The organism is Stenotrophomonas sp. As-7 (assembly GCF_030291015.1).
GTDB lineage: Bacteria > Pseudomonadota > Gammaproteobacteria > Xanthomonadales > Xanthomonadaceae > Stenotrophomonas > Stenotrophomonas lactitubi.
Window position 1 is genome coordinate 3,286,645 of record NZ_CP127405.1, and the last position, 22,317, is coordinate 3,308,961.

19 protein-coding genes and 3 tRNA genes are annotated in these 22,317 nt (G+C 64.1%); all 22 read right to left on the reverse strand.

Features of this window, described 5'->3' with window-relative positions:
- Positions 1-5 precede the first annotated feature (5 nt).
- Complete coding sequence (infB, locus tag QP457_RS15215; RefSeq protein WP_205404760.1) at positions 6-2,648, reverse strand: translation initiation factor IF-2; 2,643 nt, start codon at positions 2,646-2,648, stop codon at positions 6-8.
- 92 nt (positions 2,649-2,740) lie between these two features.
- Complete coding sequence (nusA, locus tag QP457_RS15220) at positions 2,741-4,252, reverse strand: transcription termination factor NusA (protein ID WP_089236291.1); 1,512 nt, start codon at positions 4,250-4,252, stop codon at positions 2,741-2,743.
- A gap of 4 nt (positions 4,253-4,256) precedes the next feature.
- Complete coding sequence (gene rimP / locus QP457_RS15225; protein WP_089236292.1) at positions 4,257-4,847, reverse strand: ribosome maturation factor RimP; 591 nt, start codon at positions 4,845-4,847, stop codon at positions 4,257-4,259.
- A 400-nt stretch (positions 4,848-5,247) separates the two neighbouring features.
- Positions 5,248-5,324 (reverse strand) — tRNA-Met (locus QP457_RS15230).
- Positions 5,325-5,408: 84 nt separating this feature from the next.
- Positions 5,409-5,485: transfer RNA gene (locus QP457_RS15235), tRNA-Met, on the reverse strand.
- Positions 5,486-5,614: 129 nt separating this feature from the next.
- A complete protein-coding gene (nuoN, locus tag QP457_RS15240) occupies positions 5,615-7,075 on the reverse strand; it encodes an NADH-quinone oxidoreductase subunit NuoN (RefSeq protein WP_100553092.1) in 1,461 nt (486 codons plus the stop codon).
- 15 nt (positions 7,076-7,090) lie between these two features.
- The gene (locus QP457_RS15245) at positions 7,091-8,599 is read right to left on the reverse strand and encodes an NADH-quinone oxidoreductase subunit M (protein ID WP_089236294.1); all 1,509 of its coding nucleotides are present in this window, start codon (positions 8,597-8,599) and stop codon (positions 7,091-7,093) included.
- Between the two features lie 23 nt (positions 8,600-8,622).
- Positions 8,623-10,782, reverse strand: a complete 2,160-nt coding sequence (gene nuoL / locus QP457_RS15250) for an NADH-quinone oxidoreductase subunit L (protein ID WP_180166332.1) — start codon at positions 10,780-10,782, stop codon at positions 8,623-8,625.
- Positions 10,783-10,789: 7 nt separating this feature from the next.
- Positions 10,790-11,095, reverse strand: a complete 306-nt coding sequence (gene nuoK / locus QP457_RS15255; RefSeq protein WP_006381125.1) for an NADH-quinone oxidoreductase subunit NuoK — start codon at positions 11,093-11,095, stop codon at positions 10,790-10,792.
- Complete coding sequence (locus QP457_RS15260) at positions 11,092-11,748, reverse strand: NADH-quinone oxidoreductase subunit J (protein ID WP_099819058.1); 657 nt, start codon at positions 11,746-11,748, stop codon at positions 11,092-11,094. Before QP457_RS15260 ends, nuoK begins: the two co-directional genes overlap by 4 nt.
- A gap of 9 nt (positions 11,749-11,757) precedes the next feature.
- The gene (gene nuoI, locus QP457_RS15265) at positions 11,758-12,246 is read right to left on the reverse strand and encodes an NADH-quinone oxidoreductase subunit NuoI (protein ID WP_005417924.1); all 489 of its coding nucleotides are present in this window, start codon (positions 12,244-12,246) and stop codon (positions 11,758-11,760) included.
- Positions 12,247-12,249: 3 nt separating this feature from the next.
- A complete protein-coding gene (nuoH, locus tag QP457_RS15270; RefSeq protein ID WP_099819057.1) occupies positions 12,250-13,344 on the reverse strand; it encodes an NADH-quinone oxidoreductase subunit NuoH in 1,095 nt (364 codons plus the stop codon).
- A complete protein-coding gene (gene nuoG / locus QP457_RS15275) occupies positions 13,341-15,587 on the reverse strand; it encodes an NADH-quinone oxidoreductase subunit NuoG (protein ID WP_205404761.1) in 2,247 nt (748 codons plus the stop codon). Before nuoG ends, nuoH begins: the two co-directional genes overlap by 4 nt.
- Complete coding sequence (gene nuoF, locus QP457_RS15280; protein WP_025876206.1) at positions 15,584-16,924, reverse strand: NADH-quinone oxidoreductase subunit NuoF; 1,341 nt, start codon at positions 16,922-16,924, stop codon at positions 15,584-15,586. Before nuoF ends, nuoG begins: the two co-directional genes overlap by 4 nt.
- A 4-nt stretch (positions 16,925-16,928) precedes the next feature.
- Positions 16,929-17,456, reverse strand: coding sequence for an NADH-quinone oxidoreductase subunit NuoE (gene nuoE / locus QP457_RS15285; protein WP_025876204.1), 528 nt, complete (start codon positions 17,454-17,456; stop codon positions 16,929-16,931).
- A gap of 97 nt (positions 17,457-17,553) precedes the next feature.
- Positions 17,554-18,861 (reverse strand): NADH-quinone oxidoreductase subunit D, encoded by a 1,308-nt coding sequence (locus QP457_RS15290; protein WP_025876202.1) that lies wholly within the window; start codon positions 18,859-18,861, stop codon positions 17,554-17,556.
- Positions 18,858-19,604: an NADH-quinone oxidoreductase subunit C gene (locus QP457_RS15295; protein ID WP_089236301.1), complete on the reverse strand. Its 747-nt coding sequence runs from the start codon at positions 19,602-19,604 to the stop codon at positions 18,858-18,860. Before QP457_RS15295 ends, QP457_RS15290 begins: the two co-directional genes overlap by 4 nt.
- A 33-nt stretch (positions 19,605-19,637) precedes the next feature.
- A complete protein-coding gene (locus QP457_RS15300) occupies positions 19,638-20,192 on the reverse strand; it encodes an NADH-quinone oxidoreductase subunit B (protein ID WP_089236302.1) in 555 nt (184 codons plus the stop codon).
- Positions 20,183-20,539 (reverse strand): NADH-quinone oxidoreductase subunit A, encoded by a 357-nt coding sequence (locus QP457_RS15305; RefSeq protein ID WP_005414075.1) that lies wholly within the window; start codon positions 20,537-20,539, stop codon positions 20,183-20,185. The genes QP457_RS15300 and QP457_RS15305 overlap by 10 nt, the downstream gene beginning before the upstream one ends.
- Before the next feature lie 111 nt (positions 20,540-20,650).
- Positions 20,651-20,735: transfer RNA gene (locus QP457_RS15310), tRNA-Leu, on the reverse strand.
- A gap of 51 nt (positions 20,736-20,786) precedes the next feature.
- Positions 20,787-21,224 carry a preprotein translocase subunit SecG gene (gene secG / locus QP457_RS15315; protein ID WP_025876192.1) on the reverse strand — a complete coding sequence of 146 codons (438 nt, stop codon included), beginning with the start codon at positions 21,222-21,224 and terminating at the stop codon, positions 20,787-20,789.
- A 50-nt stretch (positions 21,225-21,274) separates the two neighbouring features.
- Positions 21,275-22,030: a triose-phosphate isomerase gene (gene tpiA, locus QP457_RS15320; protein WP_205404762.1), complete on the reverse strand. Its 756-nt coding sequence runs from the start codon at positions 22,028-22,030 to the stop codon at positions 21,275-21,277.
- Positions 22,031-22,317 lie beyond the last annotated feature (287 nt).

The window sequence follows — 22,317 nt, forward strand, 5'->3', positions numbered from 1 at the left end:
CAGCATTACAGGGTGCGCGGCACTTCGATACGCTCGAAGCACTCGATCTGGTCACCCGGCTTGACGTCGTTGTAGGCCTTCACCGCGATACCACACTCGGTACCGTTGCGGACTTCCTCGACGTTTTCCTTGAAGCGGCGCAGCGATTCCAGTTCGCCTTCGAAGATCACCACGCTGTCGCGCAGGACGCGGATCGGCTTGTTGCGCTTGACCACACCCTCGATGACCATGCTGCCGGCGACCGCACCCAGCTTGGAGCTGCGGAAGACGTCGCGGACCTCGGCGATACCGATGATCTCTTCGCGGATCTCCACGCCCAGCAGACCGGAGGCCACCTGCTTCACCTGATCGATCACGTCATAGATGATCGAGAAGTAACGCAGGTCCACGCCGTTGGATTCGATGATGCGACGGGCCGAAGCATCCGCACGCACGTTGAAGCCGATGACGGTGGCCTTCGAAGCGGCAGCCGAATTGGCGTCCGACTCGGTGATGCCGCCCACGCCGGAGTGGATCACGTTGATGCGGATGTCGTCGTTGGACAGCGCCACCAGGGCCTGGCTCAACGCCTGCACCGAACCCTGCACGTCGGCCTTGATGACCAGGTTGAGGACCTGCTGGCCCTCGCCCTTGCCCAGGGTCGCCATGATGTCTTCCATGCGGCTGCCAGCGGTGGCGACCAGGCGCGATTCACGGCGCTTGGTCTCACGCTGCTGGGCAACGTCCTTGGCCAGACGCTCGTCGTCGACGACGACGAAGTCGTCACCGGCTTCCGGCACGCCGGACAGGCCCAGGACCTGCACCGGGATGGACGGACCCGCGAACTCCGGCTGCTTGCCGGTTTCGTCGAACAGCGCACGCACGCGGCCGTACTGGATACCGCACACCAGGTAATCGCCCTTCTTCAGGCGGCCCTGCTGCACCAGCACCGTCGCGATCGGGCCACGGCCCTTGTCCAGCGACGATTCGATGACCACGCCGTTGGCACGACCCTCGTCGACCGCCTTCAGTTCCAGCAGCTCAGCCTGGACCGAAACAGCTTCCAGCAGATCGTCGATGCCCAGGCCGGTCTTGGCCGAGATCTCCACCATCTGGGTGTCGCCACCGAAGTCTTCGGCCACGACCTGCTCGGAGAGCAGCTCGTTCTTGACCCGCATCGGGTCGGCGCCGGACTTGTCGATCTTGTTGATCGCCACGATCAGCGGCACACCCGCCGAACGGGCGTGCTGGATCGCTTCCTTGGTCTGCGGCATGACGCCGTCATCGGCAGCCACGACCAGTACCACGATGTCGGTCAGCTTGGCACCGCGGGCACGCATCGAGGTGAACGCGGCGTGGCCCGGGGTATCCAGGAAGCTGATGACGCCCTTCGGCGTTTCAACGTGGTACGCACCGATGTGCTGGGTGATGCCGCCGGCTTCGCCGGTGGCGACCTTGGTGCGACGGATGTAATCAAGCAGCGAGGTCTTGCCGTGGTCGACGTGGCCCATGATGGTGACCACCGGCGGACGTTGCACAGCCTCGCCCTTGTTCTCACCCGCCGATGCCAACAGCGCGTCTTCGGCGTCGTTGTCGCTGGCGCGGATCGCCTTGTGGCCCAGCTCTTCGGTGACCAGTGCCGCGGTGTCGTGGTCGATGGACTGGGTGATGGTGGCCATCACGCCCATCTTGAACAGCGCCTTCACCACCTCGCCGCCCTTCAGCGCGAGCTTCTGCGCCAGGTCGGCCACGGTGATGGTGTCACCGATCGCCACTTCACGCACGACCGGTGCGGTCGGGCGCTCGAAGGCGTGCGGGCCGGAGTTGCCACCGCCGCGCGACATGTCGCGACGGCCGGACGTCGGACGGCTGCCCGGGCGACCACGGCTGTTGCTGTTGTTGCTGTTGCCACGGCGTGCACGATCGGCAGCGGACAGGTGCATCTGACCGGCAAAGCGGTCACCCGGTCCACGCTCGTTGCGCGGCGCGTTGCGGTTGTTGCGGTCGTCGCTGCGCGGCGGCGCTGCACTACGCGGAGCAGCCGGGGCTGCGGCCGGAGCGCGCGGCGGGCGCGGCGCGGTTTCGTCGATCGGAGCACGCACCTTGGGCTTGCTGGCAGCCAGGGCCTCGGCAGCCTTGGCGGCAACCGCAGCTTCCTCGGCCGCCTTCTTCTCGGCCTCGGCACGCTCCTTGGCAGCGACCTCTTCCTCGCGTGCACGAACGATGGCCTCGTCACGCAGGCGGTCCTTCTCGGCCAGGGCCTGCTGCTCGGCAAGGTTGCGTGCGCGCGACTCTTCCAGCTTGCGCAGGATGTCGGCACGCTCTTCGTCCGGGGTCATCGCACGCGCACCATCCTTGACGTAGGTGCGCTTCTGGCGCACTTCCACGTTCACGGTTGTCTTGCTGCGACCGGAACTGACCGTCACTTCCTGTTGCTTGCGACGGTTGAGGGTGATCTTCTTGGCAGATTGATCAGTCTCTTCCGGGGCCTGCTCGGGCTTGCCGTGCGAGCGACGAAGGAAGCCCAGGAGCTTCACTTTCTCGGAACTGGTCACGACCTGGTCGGGACCGCTGAACTTCATGCCGGCACCAGCCAGCTGTTCCAGCAGTTTTTCGACCGGTGTATTGACCAGTTCAGCAAGCTTGCGGATGGTGGTTTGCTGCGACATTCGGATCCTATGATCTTGTGGGCGCCCCCCCGCATCTGGAGGTGGCGCGGATTCTACGCCCTGATCGGCTCAGGGCCCTGTTCATTGCCGGCTCATTCGCCGCGTTCCAGTCGGGCGATTTCCTCGGCACGCGCGGCCAGGATCAGCGCCGCGGCGCGCTCCTGGTCCAGCCCTTCAATGCCGAAGTCCATGACCTCGTCGGCGGCCAGGTCGGACAAGTCCTCGCTGGTACGCACGCCGTGGCCGGCCAACGCATATGCGGTGGCTTCGTCCATGCCCTTCAGGGACAGCAGGTCCTGTGCCGGCTGGCCGTCCTCCAGGCCTTCCTCGACTGCCAGGGCCTCATTGAGCAGCGCATCGCGGGCACGTGCGCGCAGCTCTTCGACGATGTCTTCGTCGAAACCTTCCACGGCCAGCAGTTCGCCGACCGGTACGTATGCAATTTCCTCGACCGTGCCGAAGCCTTCGCTGACCAGGATGCCAGCGATTTCCTCGTCCACTTCCAGCTTATCCATGAACAGCTGGCGGGCCGAAGCCTGCTCGGCTTCCGACTTGGCGGTCACCTGGTCCTGGGTCATCACGTTGAGCTGCCAGCCGGTCAGGCGGCTGGCCAGGCGCACGTTCTGGCCGCCCTTGCCGATCGCCTGGGCCAGGCGGTCTTCAGCAACGGCCAGGTCCATCGAATGCTTGTCTTCATCGACGATGATCGACTGCACTTCGGCCGGCGCCATCGCATTGATGACGAAGTTGGCCGGGTTCTCGTTCCACAGGACGATGTCCACGCGCTCGCCATTGAGCTCGTTGGACACGGCCTGCACGCGCGAACCACGCATGCCGATGCAGGCGCCGATCGGATCGGTGCGCTGGTCGTGGGCGAGCACGGCGATCTTGGCGCGGTCGCCCGGATCGCGGGCACAGGCCTTGATTTCCACCAGGCCCTGGCCGACTTCCGGCACTTCCAGCTTGAACAGCTCGATCATGAATTCCGGCGCGGCGCGGCTGATGAACAGCTGCGGGCCACGCGGCTCCGAACGCACTTCGGCCAGGTACCCGCGGACGCGGTCGCCGGCACGCAGGACATCACGCGGAATGCCCTTGTCCTTCGGAATGAAACCTTCAGCGTTGCCGCCAAGGTCGACATAGATGTTGCCGCGCTCGGCGCGCTTGACCACACCGGTGATCAGTTCGCCCACACGGTCGGCCCACGCATCGACAACCTGCTGGCGCTCGGCTTCGCGCACGCGCTGCACGATCACCTGCTTGGCGGCCTGGGCGGCGATGCGACCGAAGTCGGGGTTCTCGATCTGCTCTTCGATGTAATCGCCGACGTCCACGCCTTCGGCTTCGTCGATCGCGTCCATCAGGCGGATCTGGCGATCCGGCGATTCCATCACCACGTCATCGGCCACCACTTCCCAGCGGCGGTAGGTTTCGTAGTTGCCATCCTTGTGGTCGATGACCACGCGGGTCAGCACTTCCTCGTCGGGATAGCGCTTCTTCGCTGCCGAGGCCAGGGCGGCCTCGATGGCATCGAAGATTACTTCACGCGGCACGCCCTTCTCGTTGGCGACCGCGTCCACTACCAGCAACAGTTCCTTGCTCATTGGCTCACTCCGCGCGCGGCTTCTTTGCCGCCGGCTCGTTGGAAGAAGAATTCTTGTTCGGCTTCGGACGCTTCGGTGCCGGACCGGTCGGCTTGCTCGGGGCCAGCCCCAGCGCCACCCAGTCAGGCATGATCCGCGCCTTGTCGATGTTGTCGGCCGACACCACCAGTGCGGTGTTGTCGACGATGAAGGTGATGCTGCCCTGCGCCTCGTCGATCGCGTCGATGCGACCCTGCAGGCGACGGCGGTTTTCCTGCGGCAGCTTCAGGGTGACCTTGGCCGATTCGCCGAGGTGACGACCGAACTGCTCCAGGTTGAACAGCGGGCGATCCACGCCCGGCGAGGACACTTCCAGCGTGTAATTGCCGCTGATCGGGTCCTCGACGTCCATCTGTGCAGAGACTTCGCGGCTTACCCGCTCACAGTCGTCCACATTGATGATGCGCTCGGGCTGTTCCGCCAGCGGCACGTCGATGTAAAGGCGAAGGGTCGCACCGCCGGGGGCCGGCAGATACTCAACGCCCAGCAGCTCCAGGCCCAGCGACACAACGGTCGGGGCGAGCAGATTCGCGATGTCGGTTGCCTTGTCGCTCACAGCCTGCCTTGATCTCTTGGTTGGGTGCCGGCCGTGGCCAGCATGGAAACATGACGCCCCGAAAACGACGAAGGGCCCGCTGGGCCCCTTTTCCGGAAAGACTCCGGTGACTGGATTCCGGTTGCAACGCGCTGAACAAGCGTGTTGCGGCCCTCCTTCCGGGTGGATCTCCGATGGGGAGCGCCGCCGTCAGGGGTACTTCTAGGCCGCTGATGATAGCCCCTGCACCGCTCTGGTGCAAGGCTGCGGCCGTGCTGAAACCCTCCGCTGCGCTCGCCGGGCATGGCCCGGCGCTACCGGATGACCGCGCGATGGCAGCGCCGGGCCATGCCCGGTGGATCAGCGGAAGCGCCAAAGAAAAACGCCTTCGAAGCAGAACTTCGAAGGCGCATTCTTTACTTGGTAGCGGGGGCAGGATTTGAACCTGCGACCTTCGGGTTATGAGCCCGACGAGCTGCCAGACTGCTCCACCCCGCATCAGAAGCGGAATTATGAGGGATGACTTCAAAACCTGCAAGCTTTTCCTCATTCATCGAACTGGTTGGCGCCGATTCGATGTGTTGGTAGCGGGGGCAGGATTTGAACCTGCGACCTTCGGGTTATGAGCCCGACGAGCTGCCAGACTGCTCCACCCCGCACCGGAAGTGTTTGAACCGCTGCCTCCACTCTGGCGAGGGAGGCGCTCCGCAACGATGTTCTGGCTGAACCGCTGCAGTGACAACTCAAGCTGCGTATATTACACGAATCGCGCAGCTTTGTGTCAACTTTTATGCAAGATGCGCAAATGCCTGCTGGCACCAGACCATGATCGGGTTCCAGGCCAGGCCCAGCGCCAGCAATGCCAGTGCGTTCACGCCCAGCACCACGCCCAGCACACGGTCCTTGCTGCGCGGCATGGCCTCACCCACCGGCTCATCGAAGTACATGACCTTGATGACGCGCAGGTAGTAGAAGCACCCGACCACGGCACACAGCACGCCCAGGATCGCCAGCCACAGCAGGCCACCGTTGACGGCGGCGCCGAGCACGGCCAGCTTGGTCCAGAAACCGAGGAACGGCGGGATGCCTGCCAGCGACGCCATGATGCACAGCACCAGGCCGGCCATCCACGGGTTGCGGGCGTTCAGGCCCTTGAAGTCCTCGATGTTCTCGGCCTCGAAGCCAGCACGCGACAGCGCGATGATCGCGCCGAAGGCCGCAGTCGACATGATCGCGTAGGCCAGGGCGTAGAACAGCGCCGCCGCATAGCCCTGCGAACCGCCACCGGCGATGCCCATCAGCAGGAAGCCGATGTGCGACACGGTGGAGAACGCCAGCATGCGCTTGAGGTTGCTCTGCGCGATGGCCATCAGGTTGCCGATCACCAGCGACAACGCGGCAAGGCCGGCAATCATCAGCTGCAGTTCGGTCGACAGCGGGCCCACGCCCATTTCGAGCAGGCGATAGGCCATGCCGAAGGCGGCCAGCTTCGGTGCCGAGCTGATGAACAGCGCGATCGGTGCCGGAGCACCCTGGTACACGTCCGGCAGCCACATGTGGAACGGTGCGGCACCCAGCTTGAAGGCAACACCGGCAATCATGAATACCGCGCCGGTGATCAGCAGCACGCGCTCTTCCGAGTGCGGGATGGCGGCCTGGATGGCATCCAAGTGCAGGCTGCCGGTAGCGCCGTAGATCAGCGACATGCCGTACAGCAGCAGGCCCGAAGCCAGCGAGCCGAGGACGATGTATTTCATCGCCGCTTCCGAGGCCAGGCCGCTTTCGCGGTTGCTGGCGACCAGCGCGTAGGAGCACAGGGCCAGCAGTTCCAGGCCCAGGTACACCATCAGCAGGCTGCCGGCGGAGACCAGGATCATCATGCCGGCGGTACCGAACAGGATCAGCACCGGGATTTCACCCTGGAACAGCTTGCGCTCGCGCAGGTAGCCCCAGCCATAGATCAGGGTCAGGCCGCTGAGCAGCACGATCCCGGTCTTCATCACGTCCGCGGCGGTATCGCGCACGAACATGCCATGGAAGACCTCCCCCTGCCCGCCCACGCCGGTGGCCAGCATGAACAGCACTACGGCCAGTGCGGCGACCGAGAACAGGTGGGTGACGATCTTGTTCCGTTCACTGACGAACAGGTCGAGGATCATCAGGGCGAAGGCGCTGCCGATCAGCACCAGCTCGGGAGCGAGCGGTGGCAGGTCAGCGGCGGTCAGTGGCAGCAGCGGCGAGGTGGTCATCATCAAATCCTGGAATTACAGCAGCTTGCTGGATGCGATCTGCATCGCCAGCTTTGCGATCGAGGGCTCCATCAGGTCGGTCAGCGGCTTGGGATAGATGCCCAGGGCCAGCACGCCAATGGCGAACACGCCCAGCACCAGCCATTCGCGGCCGTTGATGTCCTTCAGTTCGGCGACGTGGCTGTTGGCCACCTCGCCGAAGAAGACGCGCTTGTACAGCCACAGGGTGTAGGCCGCGCCGATGATCAGGGTGGTGGCTGCGCCCAGGGCGATCCACGGGTTCCGCTGGAACGCCGCCAGGATGACCATGAACTCGCCGACGAAACCGCTGGTACCCGGCAGGCCAGCATTGGCCATGAAGAACAGCATGGCGAAGGTGGCGAACCAGGGCATCACGTTGACCACGCCGCCGTAATCGGCGATGCGGCGGCTGTGCATGCGGTCGTACAGCACGCCGACGCAGGAGAACATCGCGCCGGACACGAAGCCGTGCGAGATCATCTGCACCATGGCGCCCTGCAGGCCCAGGCGGGCCGCATCGACGTTGCCCGCTTCACGCACCAGCCACAGGGCAATGAAGGTGCCCAGGGTGACGAAGCCCATGTGCGCGATCGACGAATAGGCGATCAGCTTCTTCATGTCGTCCTGCACCAGGGCGACCAGGCCGACGTAGATCACCGCAATCAGCGACAGCGCGATGACCAGCCATGCCCACTCCTGCGACGCATCGGGGACGATCGGCAGGTTGAAGCGCAGGAAACCGTAGCCACCGATCTTCAGTGCGATGGCGGCCAGGATCACCGAACCGGCGGTCGGCGCTTCCACGTGCGCGTCCGGCAGCCAGGTGTGCACCGGGAACATCGGCACCTTGACCGCAAACGCGATCAGGAAGGCGAAGAAGATCCAGGTCTGTTCCTTGCCCGACAGCTGCAGTGCATAGAGGTCGGCCAGCTGGAAGCTGCCGCCCTTCATGTACAGGTAGATCAGCGCCACCAGCATCAGCACCGAGCCGAGGAAGGTGTACAGGAAGAACTTCAACGCGGCGTAGATGCGGCGCGGGCCGCCCCAGACACCGATGATCAGGAACATCGGGATCAGCATCGCCTCGAAGAACACGTAGAACAGCATCGCGTCCGTGGCCGAGAAGATACCGACGGTGACACCTTCCAGGATCAGGAAGGCAGCCACGTACTGGTTCACGCGCTTGTCGATCGCGCTCCAGGCACCGATCAGGGCGAGCACGCTGACCAGCGTGGTCAGCAGGATCAGCGCTACGGCGATGCCGTCCACGCCCAGGTTGTAGCCGATGTTGTAGGTCGGGATCCAGGCGTGGGTCTCGACGAACTGCAGCGCGTCGATGCCCGGGTTGTAGCCGCCCAGCAGCGAGAGACTCGCCACGAAGGTCAGCACCGCGACGCCCAGCGACGCCCAGCGGGCGGTCTGCGCATCACGGATCGCAAGGATCAGGGCACCGCCGAGGATCGGCAGCCAGATGAGGACACTGAGTAGAGGCCAGTTCGACACGTCTTCTTATTCCGTACAGGTCATCAACGCAGGTAATGCATCAGCACGCCCAGGAGGGCAATCAGGCCGATGATCATCGCGAAGGCGTAGTGATAGAGGAAACCGGATTGGGTACGACGCAGCACGCTGGCTGCGACGTCCACAACACGTGCCGAGAGATTGACCACGCCGTCGACGATGTTGCTGTCGATCCAGCGCGAGACCTTGCCCAGCTTGACGCTGCCACCGGCGAGGCCATCGATCCACAGCTTGTCGAAGCCGTACTTGTTTTCCAGCACGGACACCACCGGGGCGAAGGTCTTGCGCGCCTTGCCCGACAGGTCCGGCTTCCACAGGTAGAACAACGCAGCCAGCAGGAAGCCTGCCAGGGTCAGCCAGAACGGCGGCAGCATCATGCCGTGCAGCGCGAACGCCACCGGACCATGGAACTCCTCGCCCAGGAAGGCCACGGTGTTCTTGGCCGGATCGTAGAAATCGACGATGCCGGTGAAGAACGTGTTGACCTGGCCCTTGATCGCCGCATGGGCGTGGTGACCGGCCCAGTCGGTGCCGTGCAGCATCGGACCGATGCTGAAGAAACCGATGGCGATCGACGGGATGGCCAGCAGGATCAGCGGCAGCGTCACCACCCACGGCGTTTCATGCGGCTCATGCGGACCGTGGCCATGGCCGTGGTCGTCATGCGCGTCGGCATGGTGTGCGTCGGCAGCATGGTGGTCGTCATGACCATGGCCGTGATCATCGTGTGCATCGCGGAAGCGTTCCTTGCCGTGGAAGGTCAGGAACAGCAGGCGGAAGCTGTAGAAGCTGGTCACCAGCACGCCACCCAGCACTGCCCAGTAGCCATAGGTGGCCACCCAGCTGTTCTGCATGTGGGCATGGATCTCGGCGGCCTCGATGATGGTGTCCTTCGAGTAGAAGCCGGAGAAGAACGGCGTACCGACCAGGGCCAGGGTACCGATCCACATGGTGATGAAGGTGATCGGCATGTACTTGCGCAGGCCGCCCATCTTGCGCATGTCCTGCTCGTGGTGCATCGCGATGATGACCGAGCCGGCACCCAGGAACAGCAGCGCCTTGAAGAAGGCGTGGGTCATCAGGTGGAACACAGCAGCGGAGTACGCCGACACGCCCAGCGCCACGGTCATGTAACCCAGCTGCGACAGCGTGGAGTACGCGACGACGCGCTTGATGTCGTTCTGCACGATGCCGATCAGGCCGGTGAAGAACGCGGTGGTGGCACCGATGAACAGGATGAAGTTCAGCGCGGTCTGCGACAGCTCGAACAGCGGCGACATGCGGGTGACCATGAAGATACCGGCGGTCACCATCGTCGCGGCGTGGATCAGCGCCGAGATCGGGGTCGGGCCTTCCATCGAATCCGGCAGCCACACGTGCAGCGGAACCTGCGCCGACTTGCCCATGGCGCCGATGAACAGGCCGATGCAGATGACGGTGGCGATCGACCAGATCACCGGCTCGTTGAGCAGCTGCATGCCGAACATGGTGCCGTCCCAGATCTGCAGCTGGGCGCGCGGGTCGGCGAGCATGCCGGCCTGCGAGAACACCTGCGAGTAATCCAGGGTACCGAACACCCACAACACACCGGCGATGCCCAGCAGGAAGCCGAAGTCACCGACGCGGTTGACCAGGAACGCCTTCATGTTGGCGAAGATCGCGGTCGGACGCTTGAACCAGAAACCGATCAGCAGGTACGACACCAGGCCCACTGCTTCCCAGCCGAAGAACAGCTGCAGGAAGTTGTTGCTCATCACCAGGGTGAGCATCGAGAAGGTGAACAGCGAGATGTAGCTGAAGAACCGCTGGTAACCCGGATCGTCCTGCATGTAGCCGATCGTGTAGATGTGGACCAGCAGCGACACGAAGGTCACCACCACCATCATCATCGCGGTCAGCTTGTCGACCATGAAACCGACGTGGGCCGAGTACTGGCCGACTTCGAAGAACGTGTACAGGTTCTCGTTGAACGGCTGAGCCCCGCCCCACAGCAGCTGGTAGAGCGTGTGCATCGACAGGCCGCAGGCAACGGCGACACCGAGGATGGTGATGGTCTGCGCGCCGAAGCGCTTGACCTGGCGACCGAACAGGCCGGCGATGATGCTGCCGAACAGCGGTGCAAGCACCACTGCGATCAACAGACTCTTGGAGAGAGTGATTTCCATCTGTGGATCAGCCCTTCAACGAATCGACTTCGCCGACATTGATCGTTCGGCGTGTACGGAACAGGGTCACCAGGATCGCCAGGCCGATGGCGGCCTCGGCTGCGGCGACGGTCAGGATGAAGAACACGAACAGCTGACCGGACGGATCACCCAACTGACGCGAGAATGCGACGAAATTGACGTTCACCGACAGCAGCATCAGTTCGATCGACATCAGCAGGACGATGACGTTCTTCCGGTTGAGGAAGATGCCGGCCAGGCTGATGGCGAACAGCACCGCGCCGAGCGCAAGCATGTGGCCAAGGGTAATCACGGCTGGGTCTCCTCGCCGGCAACCGGCTTGCTGTTGCTGTGCACGACCGGCACTTCGGCGCCCATCTTGACCATGCGCAGGCGGTCGCCCGCCTTGACCATGGTCTGCTCACCCGGGTTCTGGCTCTTTACACCGGTACGACGACGCAGGGTCAGCATTACCGCGGCCACCACGGCCACGGTCAGGATGACGGCAGCGAACTCGAACGGCAGCAGGTATTCAGTGAACAGGGTGCGGGCCAGCCAGGTGACGTTGGAGCTGTCGGCGGCGAGAGCGGCGGCGTTGTCGGCCGGGAACGGAGTGACCGCCCTGCTCTTCACGCCGATCAGGGTCAGCATCTGCACCAGCATCGCCACGGCAACGATGAGGCCGACCGGCAGGTAGCGCACCCAGCCTTCACGCATCTTCGTAGGATCGATGTCGAGCATCATCACCACAAACAGGAACAGCACCATCACCGCGCCGACGTAGACCAGCACCAGCGCAACACCGAGGAACTCGGCGCCGACCAGCAGCCACACGCAGGCGATGGAGAAGAAGGTCAGCACCAGGCACAGGACAGCATGCACGGGGTTGCGCACGCTGATCACTGCAGCGGCCGAAACCGTTGCCGCGATGGCGAAGACCCAGAAAGCGATATTTACCCAATCCATCTCTCGACCTCAGCGGTAAGCGGCATCGGCGGCACGACGCTCGGCGATCTCGGATTCGAGACGGTCGCCCAGGGCCAGCAGCTGCGGCTTGGTAACGATGTTTTCGCCACGATTCTCGAAGTGGTACTCGAGGATGTGGGTCTCGACGATCGAGTCCACCGGGCAGCTTTCCTCACAGAAGCCGCAGAAGATGCACTTGAACAGATCGATGTCGTAGCGCGTGGTACGGCGGGTGCCGTCCTCGCGCTTGGCCGAATCGATGGTGATGGCCAACGCCGGGCACACCGCTTCGCACAGCTTGCAGGCGATGCAGCGCTCTTCACCGTTGGGATAACGGCGCAGGGCGTGCAGGCCACGGAAGCGCGGCGACTGCGGGAACTTCTCCATCGGGTACATCATCGTGTACTTCGGCTTGAAGCTGTACTTCAGCGTCAGCCAGAGACCGGCCAGCAGTTCGAGCAGCAACAGGCTCTTGAAGTAATGGGTAATCCTGTTCATCACTTAGACGCCCTTTTGAATCACGCCGAAGAACACCATGACGGCGGTAACCGCAATCCACAGAATGGCCAGCGGGATGAAGACCTTCCAGCCCAGGCGCATGATCTGGTCATAGCGGAAGCGCGGGAAGCTGGCACGGAACCAGATGTAGGCACTGGCGAAGAAGAACACCTTGACGAACAGCCACGGTGCACCGCCCTTCCAGATCCAGTCGACCAGTGGCGAGATATCGCCCGGGTTGACCCAGCCCTGGATCGGGCTCAGCCAGCCGCCGAGGAAGAAGATCGAGATCAGGAAGCTGATCAGGATCATGTTCGCGTATTCGGCCAGGAAGAACAGCGCGAACGCACCGCCCGAGTACTCGACCATGTGACCGGCGACGATTTCCGACTCACCTTCCACCACGTCGAACGGCGCGCGGTTGGTTTCGGCAACGCCCGACACCCAGTAGATGACGAACAGCGGGAACAGCGGCAGCAGGAACCAGTCGAAGAAACCGGAATTGCCGGCCTGCGCCATCACGATGTTGCTCAGATTCAGGCTGCCCGCAGCGATCATCACGCCGACCAGGGCGAAGCCCATGGCGATTTCGTAGCTGATCATCTGCGCCGAGGCGCGCATCGCACCCAGGAACGCATACTTCGAGTTGGATGCCCAACCGGCCAGGATGATGCCGTAGATGCCGAGCGAGGTCATCGCCAACAGATACAGCAGGCCGGCGTTGGCGTTGGACAGCACGATCTGCGAATCGAAGGGCACCACCGACCAGGCCGCGAAGGCCGGAGCCAGGGTGATCAGCGGCGCCAGCAGGAAGATCGCCTTGTTGGCGCTGCTCGGCTGCAGGACTTCCTTGAACAGCAGCTTGAAGACGTCGGCGAAGGCCTGGAAGATGCCCATGCCCACGTACATCGGGCCGTGGCGGACGTGCATCCAGCCGATCAGCTTGCGTTCCCAGACCACGTAGAAGGCCACCGAGACGATCACCGGAACGGTGATCACCAGGATCTTCAGGATGATCCAGATCAGCGCGCCGATGTCACCGAGGCCAAGCAGCCACTGGTGCAGCGGATCGACCGCGTTAATCAGCAATTCGTTCATGCAGCCACCACCGAAACACGAGCGGCACCCAGCGGCGCGGTTGCGCCGTGGCCCGATTCAATCCAGACCGAACCCGCAGCGACGCGGGCGTCGACCACCACCGGCAGGGTGGCCTTGCCGGCATCGGTGCCGACCTTGGCCATCTGCCCTTCCTGCAGCTGCAGGCGGGCGGCATCGTCAGCGTTGAGCACGATGCGCGGGGCGTTGTTGAGCGGATGCGACTGCAGCGCCGGGGCGCGACGGACCACCGCATCGGTGCGGTAGATCGCAGCGGTCGAGGCCACTTCCAGGCCTTCGCCGGCAAGGGCCGGCTGGGCCGAGGCAGCGACGGCAACAGTCACCGGGGCCAGGCTGGCGCGCAGGCCGGCCAGGTCGATGAACTCGAAGCCGGCGACGGCCAGCTCAGCGCCAAGCGCACGCAGCACTCGCCAGCCCTCGCGGGCCTCGCCCGGCAGCTTGCCGCCGGCACGGGCCGACTGCTCGCGACCGTCGAGGTTGGTCAGGGTGGCATCGATTTCCGGCAGTGCACCGATCGGCAGGATCACGTCGGCGACGTCGCGGGTCGAGGCGCAGGCGAACTGGCTGAAGGCCACCACCTGTGCGCCGACCAGCGCCTTGCGCGCGGCCGGAGCATCGGCGAAGTCCAGGCCCGGTTCCAGGCCGTAGACCACGTAGGCCTTGCGCGGATCGGCCAGCATCGCGGCGACGTCCTTGCCGGCCGGCAGCACGCCGGCGCGGGTCAGGCCGATCGCGTTGGCGCCCTGCGGGATACGGCACAGCTTGGCACCGGTGGCGGCGGCGAAGTCACGCGCAGCGGCGCGGATCGCGGCAGCCTGCGGATGGTTCTCGGCGATGCCACCGACGATCAGCACGGTGTTGGTACCGCCCTGCACCGCCGAACGCAGCTCGGCGTTGGCCAGTGCATCGGCGAACTTTGACGGGGCCACGATCTGCTTGCCGGCAATGCTGAACGCGAAGTCGAAGTCGACCGGGTTGACGACGTGGATCTTCGCGCCGTTGGTCGTCTGCGCCTTGCGCAGGCGGGCGTGCAGCAGCGGCAGTTCGTGGCGGATGTTGCTGCCCAGAACGACGATGCGGTCGGCGCCTTCGATCTCGGCCAGCGGCAGGCCGAACACTTCGGCGGTGGCGGCGTCGGAGAAGTCGCGGTTGTTGATGCGGTGGTCGATGTTGCTCGAACCCAGGCCAGTAGCCAGGCGGGCCAGCAGTGCGCCCTCTTCGTTCGAGGTCGACGGGTGCACCAGCACGCCCAGGTTGTCGCCCTGGTTGGCCTTGAGGATCTCGGCGGCCGCGGCCAGGCCTTCGGCCCAGCTCACTTCCTTCCACTCGCCATTGACCTTGCGCAGCGGCTTGACCGCACGGTCTTCGCTGTACAGGCCCTGGTGCGAATAACGGTCACGATCGGACAGCCAGCACTCGTTGACCGACTCGTTGTCGCGCGGCACGGTACGCAGCACTTCGCCGCGACGCACGTGCAGGAACAGGTTCGAGCCCATCGCGTCGTGGTAGCCCAGCGATTCGCGCGCGGTCAGTTCCCACGGACGGGCGCGGAACTGGAACACCTTGTTGGTCAGCGCGCCGACCGGGCACACGTCGACCACATTGCCCGAAAGCTCGGTGGTCAGCGGCTTGCCGTCGTAGGTGCCGATCTGCAGGTTTTCACCGCGGTACATGCCACCCAGTTCGTAGGTACCGGCGACGTCGGCGGTGAAGCGGACGCAGCGGGTGCACTGGATGCAGCGGGTCATCTCGGTGGCGACCAGCGGCCCCATGTCCTCGTCGGCCACCACGCGCTTGCGCTCGTTGAAGCGGCTGACCGAACGGCCATAACCCAGCGACACGTCCTGCAGTTCGCACTCGCCGCCCTGATCGCAGATCGGGCAATCCAGCGGGTGGTTGATCAGCAGGAACTCCATCACCGAGCGCTGGAACTTCAGCGCCTTCTCACTGCGGGTGGCGACCTTCATGCCGTCCATCACCGGCGTGGCACAGGCCGGCGCCGGCTTCGGCGACTTTTCCACGTCGACCAGGCACATGCGGCAGTTGGCAGCGATCGGCAGCTTCTCGTGGTAGCAGAAGCGCGGAATCGAAATGCCCGCCTTGTCGGCGGCCTGGATGATCATCGAACCCTTGGGCACGACCAGCGACTTGCCATCGATCTCAATGGTGACGTGATCCGGTGGCACGCTGGGGGTCACTCCAGGATTATTGGGTTGCGCGCTCATGCAGCGGCTGCCTCCACCTTCTTGCCGTCAACCATCGAATGACCGTTGACGATGTAGTACTCGAATTCGTCCCAGAACTGGCGCAGGAAGCCCTGGATGGGCCACGCCGCCGCTTCGCCGAACGCACAGATGGTGTGACCTTCGATCTGACCGGCCACGGTCTTCAACTGGTGCAGGTCTTCCATCGTGGCCTTGCCGGCGACGATGCGCTCCAGCACGCGGTGCATCCAGCCGGTACCTTCGCGGCACGGGGTGCACTGGCCACAGGATTCCTTGTGGAAGAACTGGCTGATGCGGCAAGCGAACTTGACGCAGCAGACGCTGTCATCCAGCACCACGACCGCACCGGAACCCAGGCCGGAGCCCAGCGCACGGATGGTGTCGTAGTCCATCGGCAGGCCCTTCAGCTCGGCCGCAGTCAGCACCGGCATGGACACGCCGCCCGGGATCGCGCCCTTGAGCTTGCGGCCCGGCTTGAGGCCGCCAGCCATCTCCAGCAGGTCGTCGAAGGTGGTACCGAGCGGCACTTCGAAGTTGCCGCCCTTCTGCACGCAGCCGGACACCGAGAAGCACTTCGGACCGCCATTGGCGGTCAGGCTCAGGCCCTTGAACCACTCGGGACCATTGCGGATGATCGCCGGCACCGAACCATAGGTTTCGGTGTTGTTGATCGTCGACGGCTTGCCATACAGGCCGAAGTTGGCCGGGAACGGCGGCTTGTAGCGCGGCTGGCCCTTCTTGCCTTCCAGCGATTCCATCAGTGCGGTTTCTTCGCCGCAGATGTAGGCGCCGGCACCGAGGGCGCCGTAGATGTCGATATCCACGCCCGAGCCCAGCACGTTCTTGCCCAGCCAGCCGTTTGCATAGGCATCGGCCAGGGCCTGCTCGAAGTGCTCGAACGGCTCGTGGTGGAACTCACCGCGCAGGTAGTTGTAGCCCACGGTGGAACCGGTGGCGTAGCAGGCGATCGCCATGCCTTCCACCACCGAATGCGGGTTGTAACGCAGGATGTCGCGATCCTTGCAGGTGCCCGGCTCGGATTCATCCGAGTTGCAGAGGATGTACTTCTGCACGTTGCCCTTGGGCATGAAGGACCACTTCAGGCCGGTCGGGAAACCAGCGCCGCCACGGCCGCGCAGGCCCGAGGCCTTGACCATCTCGATGACCTGCTCCGGCGGGATCTTTTCTTCGAGGATCTTGCGCAGGGCGGCGTAGCCACCGGTCTTCAGATAGCTTTCGTACGACCACGGGGTGTCGTAATGCAGGGTGGTGTAGACCACCTGGTGCGGCAGCGGCGCGGGGCCGACCGGACCCTTGGATTCGTGGTGATGTGCCATGCCCTTACTCCAGCCCGTCCAGAAGCTCGTCGACCTTTTCCAGGGTCAGACGCTCATGGTAGTGACCATTGATGACCATCATCGGTGCACCCGCGCAGCCGGCCAGGCACTCTTCCTCACGCTTGAGGTAGACGCGGCCGTCAGCGGTCGACTGACCGTTCTTGATGCCCAGCTTCTTCTCGCAATGGCGGACGATGTCTTCGGCGCCATTGAGCCAGCAGCTGATGTTCGTGCAGATGGCCACGTTGTTGCGACCCACCTTCTCGGTCTCGAACATCGAGTAGAAGCTGGCAACCTCGTAGGCCCACACCGGCGGCAGGTCCAGGTACTTGGCCACGCCGGCGATCAGCTCGTCGGTCAGCCAGCCCTGGTTCTGCTCCTGGGCAGCATGCAGACCCTGCAGCACGGCAGAGCGCTTGCGGTCCGGCGGGAACTTGGACAGCCAGTGATCGATGTGAGCGCGGGTTTTGTCGCTCAACACCACCATCGGGTCGACGTCGCGCGCCGCCTCGAAATTACCTGTCGCCTTCATCGGCCGACCTCAGCGAAATGCATAACGTGAAATTGCAGAAACTGCGGCGCCGGCTTGCGCCGGCTGCCTGCAGCGGGCGTTGGCGTGGCGGACGGCATTACCGGTCAACCTCGCCGAACACCAGATCGTAGGTACCGATCATCGCCACCACGTCGGCCAGCATGTGGCCGCGCACGATCGAATCGATCGAGGACAGGTGGGCGAAGCCCGGCGCACGGAGGTGTACGCGGAACGGCTTGTTGGCGCCGTCGGAAACCAGGTAGCAGCCGAATTCGCCCTTGGGCGCTTCAACCGCGGCGTAGGTCTCGCCGGCCGGCACGCAATAGCCTTCACTGAACAGCTTGAAGTGGTGGATCAGCGCTTCCATGTCGTCCTTCATGTCCTCGCGCTTGGGCGGAGCGACCTTGAAGTTCTTGACCATGACCGGGCCTGGGTTGGCCTTCAGCCACGCCACGCACTGCTTGATGATGCGGTTGGACTCGCGCATTTCGGCCACCCGGCACAGATAGCGATCGTAGCAATCGCCTTCCTTGCCCAGCGGGATGTCGAAATCGACGGCATCGTACTTCGCGTACGGACGCTTCTTGCGCAGGTCCCAGGCGACGCCAGAACCACGCAGCATCACGCCGGTCATGCCCCACTGGTGGGCCAGTTCCGGGGTGACCACGCCGATGCCAACGGTACGCTGCTTCCAGATACGGTTGTCGGTCAGCAGGGTCTCGTATTCGTCGACACGGCCCGGGAATTCATTGGTGAAGTTTTCCAGGAAGTCCAGCAGCGAACCTTCGCGCGAGGCGTTGAGGTTCTTCAGGGCCTTGCCCTTGTGCCAGCGCGATTCCTTGTACTTCGGCATGTGGTCCGGCAGGTCACGGTAAACGCCGCCCGGACGGTAGTACGCCGCGTGCATGCGCGCGCCGGAGACCGCTTCGTAGCAGTCCATCAGCTCTTCGCGCTCGCGGAAGGCGTACAGCATCACCGCCATAGCACCCAGGTCGAGTGCGTTGGAGCCCAGCCACATCAGGTGGTTCAGGATGCGGGTGATCTCGTCGAACATCGTGCGGATGTACTGCGCGCGCTCCGGCGCCTCGATCCCCATCAGGGTCTCGATCGAGCGCACGTAGGCGTGCTCGTTGCACATCATCGACACGTAATCCAGGCGATCCATGTAGCCGATCGACTGGTTGAACGGCTTGGACTCGGCCAGCTTCTCGGTGCCCCGGTGCAGCAGACCCACGTGTGGGTCGGCACGCATGATGGTCTCGCCGTCCATCTCCAGGATCAGGCGCAGCACACCGTGCGCGGCCGGATGCTGCGGGCCGAAGTTCATGGTGTAGTTGCGGATTTCCTGCCGGCTTTCGGCAGCATTGCTGGCGAATGCTTCGCCGGCCTGGTGTACGTGACTCACTTCACTGCCTCCTGCGAGCGCTCGCCGGCAGCGGTCTGCAGGCGGGCGTCGTCGCGGATCACGCGCGGCACGCCGACACGCGGCTCCACCGAGGTGACCGGTTCGTAGATGACACGCTTCTTTTCTTCGTCGTAGCGGACTTCGACGTTGCCGATCAGCGGGAAGTCCTTGCGGAACGGATGACCGACGAAACCGTAGTCGGTCAGGATCCGGCGCAGGTCCGGGTGACCTTCGAAGATCACGCCATACAGGTCGAACGCTTCGCGCTCGAACCAGTTCAGGCCCGGCCAGATGCCGGTCAGCGAGGACACCACCGGCAGCGCTTCGTCAGGCGCGAAGCAGCGCAGGTGCATCATCAGGTTGTGCTGGTACGAACGCAGCTGTGCGACCACGGCAAAGCGCTGGGTCGGCATGTGCTGCGGGCGGGCACCGTCGGCGCTTTCTTCGCTGGGGAACTCGCCCCAGGCGAAGCGGCCCTGGGCCTTGCCTTCGACACCGCGGCTGAAGCCCTGCGAGGACACGTCGGCGGTGTCCCACTCATCGGAGCCGTAACCGAGGTAATCGACGCCGCAGAGGTCCACGGCCTGCTCGAAACCAAACTCGTCACGCAGCGCGAGGGCGGTGGCGTGCCACTCAGCGGCAGGCACTTCCAGCGTCACTTCGCCGCGGGGTTCGACCACGATGACCTTCGCACCTGCGAAACGTGCGGAGAGTCGGTCGATGAAGGATGCTTGCTCTGCCATGGGGGCTTGGCGCGCTCTTGTCAGGTGAAGGGGTCAGCGGGCGATGGTCTGTGTACGCCAGATCTTCTTCTGCAGCTGCAGGATCCCGTACACCAGCGCCTCGGCGGTCGGCGGGCAGCCCGGGACATAGATGTCCACCGGCACCACGCGATCACAGCCGCGCACCACAGAATAGGAGTAGTGGTAGTAACCACCGCCGTTGGCGCAGCTGCCCATGGAGATCACCCACTTGGGGTCGGGCATCTGGTCATAGACCTTGCGCAGCGCCGGGGCCATCTTGTTGACCAGGGTGCCGGCGACGATCATCACGTCGGACTGACGCGGCGACGGGCGGAACACCACACCGTAGCGGTCAAGGTCCAGACGCGCCGCACCTGCGTGCATCATTTCGACCGCACAGCAGGCCAGACCGAAGGTCATGGGCCACATCGAACCGGTACGTGCCCAGTTCAGCAGGGCATCGACGCTGGTGGTGACAAAGCCCTTTTCCAGCAGCGGGTTGTCGCCTTCCGGCCGCAGGATGTCATCAACCCGCCCTTCCGGGACAGGATTGGTCATCAGGCCATCGAGAGTCTGAATCACTCCCATTCCAGCGCTCCCTTCTTCCAGACATAAATGAAACCGAGGAACAGCATGCCGACGAACAGACCCATGGTGACGAGCGAACGCGCGCCAAGCTCCATGAAGACCTGCGTCCACGGCACGATGAAGATGATTTCCAGGTCGAAGACGATGAACTGGATCGCGATCAGGTAGTAGCGCACGTCGAACTTCATGCGTGCGTCTTCGAAGGCTTCGAAGCCGCACTCGTACGGCGACAGCTTTTCCAGATCGGGGCGGCGGGGACCGAGGAATCGACCAACCAGCATCAGCGTAATGCCGATACCGGTGGCAACGATCAGAAACAGCAGAGACGGCAAATATTCGGCCAGCACAGCGATTCTCTCTTGCCTCTGCCGCTGCGCCTGCAGGCGCTTTGGCATGGGGGAGTGGACGGGAATCTGCCTGGCGCCTTGCGCGCCAGACCAACCCGCTTACTTACTAAATGGTGCCCAAGAGGGGACTCGAACCCCTACGACCTAAGTCGCTACCACCTCAAGGTAGTGCGTCTACCAATTCCGCCACCTGGGCAAACGATCACATCAGACTATCTTCCCGATGCGCCGCGTATTGTAACCGGCTTCAGTCTTTCTGGGAGCCTTCCGAAGGCTTTTCTTCACCAGAAACCGAAGATTCCGCCTGAGCCGGCACAGTTGCGGCCGGAACCGGGGCGGCCGGGACCGCATCGGCCTTCGGAACGGCCGGCAATTCGCCCGCCGGAGCGGCCGGAGCACTGGCCGCCGGGGCGGACATCAGGCCCAGATCCTGATCGGCGGCCGGGCGGTTGCCATGGCCGGCGTACCAGGCCATGAAGAGGCTGATGCCGAAGAACACCACAGCCAGCCACTTGGTCGACTTGGACAGGAAGTTGGACGCGCCACGCGCACCGAACACGGTCCCCGAGGCGCCAGCGCCAAAGCCCGAACCTGCCGCCGCACCCGAGCCACGCTGCATCAGGATCAGCGCGACCATGGCTACGGCAACCAGCACGTAGACGACATTGAGGATCAACATCAGCATTGGAAATCCGCCCTCGGACTAGAGTGCCGGCAGCTAGCCGGCAACCGTAACTAATTGTTTGCCGCCGCCTCTGCGATGGCCAGGAAGTCGGCGGCCACCAGGGAGGCACCACCAACCAGCCCACCATCGACATCCGGCTGCGCGAACAGTTCCCCGGCATTGTCGGGCTTCACGCTACCGCCGTAAACAATGGGCAGTGAATCAGCAATTCTAGCATCGATGCGCGCGACTTCGCCACGAATGAACGCGTGCACCTGCTGCGCCTGCTCCTTGGTGGCGGTACGGCCAGTTCCGATCGCCCAGACCGGCTCGTAGGCGACCACGGCATTGGCGAAGCCTTCCGCCCCGACAAGCTCCAGCACCGGGGCCAGCTGGCTGGCGATGACCGACTCGGTCTGCCCGGCCTCGCGCTGCTCAAGGGTTTCACCGACGCACAGCACCGGCACCAGGCCGGCGTGCAGGGCGGCAGCGAACTTGCGCGCGACCAGCTCACTGCTCTCGTTGTGGTACTGGCGGCGCTCGGAGTGGCCGACCAGGCCATAGCGGGCACCCACCTCGTGCAGCATGGCTGCGCATACCTCACCGGTGTAGGCGCCCTTCTCGTTGCTGCTGACGTCCTGTGCACCAAAGGCCAGGCCGGCGTCGCCGAAATCTTCGACCAGCTCACCCAGGTAGGGCATCGGCGGCAGGATCACCACCTCCACCCCGCGCTTCGGCAGCCCGGCAGCGACCTGCCCCAGCAGTTCGGTGGCGAATTGACGGCTGCCGTGCAGCTTCCAGTTTCCAGCGACGATCTTGCGGCGCATGAGCGGGTGGCTCCTGTGTGAACTCAGCCGCCCATGATACCTGCTGCGGCAAAAAACCGTTTCTTTGTAAGCGGTTACATGGATTTTCAGCCAACGGCGCAGCCCCTCGTAGCGGGGGCTTGGGTTGGGTTGGTCGCGGAAAGCTCCGGCTGGGTTCGTGGGGTTGGCCGAGCGGGCGGGGCTGGCAGGGGTCGCTGCAAGTACGTCCCTGTAAGCTCGGGCGCCGCATCCATGCGGCTCACGCCCCTGCGCAGCCCCACCCGCCCGGCCCATGACACATTGCGGCG

Coding starts and splice junctions, on each gene's coding strand:
- nuoG (WP_205404761.1), bottom strand. CDS start 15,587: ATGAGCGCGCAACCCAATAATCCTGGAGTGACCCCCAGCGTGCCACCG.
- nuoH (WP_099819057.1), bottom strand. CDS start 13,344: ATGAACGAATTGCTGATTAACGCGGTCGATCCGCTGCACCAGTGGCTG.
- QP457_RS15260 (WP_099819058.1), bottom strand. CDS start 11,748: ATGGATTGGGTAAATATCGCTTTCTGGGTCTTCGCCATCGCGGCAACG.
- infB (WP_205404760.1), bottom strand. CDS start 2,648: ATGTCGCAGCAAACCACCATCCGCAAGCTTGCTGAACTGGTCAATACA.
- QP457_RS15295 (WP_089236301.1), bottom strand. CDS start 19,604: ATGGCAGAGCAAGCATCCTTCATCGACCGACTCTCCGCACGTTTCGCA.
- nuoN (WP_100553092.1), bottom strand. CDS start 7,075: ATGACCACCTCGCCGCTGCTGCCACTGACCGCCGCTGACCTGCCACCG.
- nuoF (WP_025876206.1), bottom strand. CDS start 16,924: ATGGCACATCACCACGAATCCAAGGGTCCGGTCGGCCCCGCGCCGCTG.
- nusA (WP_089236291.1), bottom strand. CDS start 4,252: ATGAGCAAGGAACTGTTGCTGGTAGTGGACGCGGTCGCCAACGAGAAG.
- nuoI (WP_005417924.1), bottom strand. CDS start 12,246: ATGAACAGGATTACCCATTACTTCAAGAGCCTGTTGCTGCTCGAACTG.
- nuoL (WP_180166332.1), bottom strand. CDS start 10,782: ATGGAAATCACTCTCTCCAAGAGTCTGTTGATCGCAGTGGTGCTTGCA.
- secG (WP_025876192.1), bottom strand. CDS start 21,224: ATGCTGATGTTGATCCTCAATGTCGTCTACGTGCTGGTTGCCGTAGCC.
- tpiA (WP_205404762.1), bottom strand. CDS start 22,030: ATGCGCCGCAAGATCGTCGCTGGAAACTGGAAGCTGCACGGCAGCCGT.
- nuoE (WP_025876204.1), bottom strand. CDS start 17,456: ATGAAGGCGACAGGTAATTTCGAGGCGGCGCGCGACGTCGACCCGATG.
- QP457_RS15300 (WP_089236302.1), bottom strand. CDS start 20,192: ATGGGAGTGATTCAGACTCTCGATGGCCTGATGACCAATCCTGTCCCG.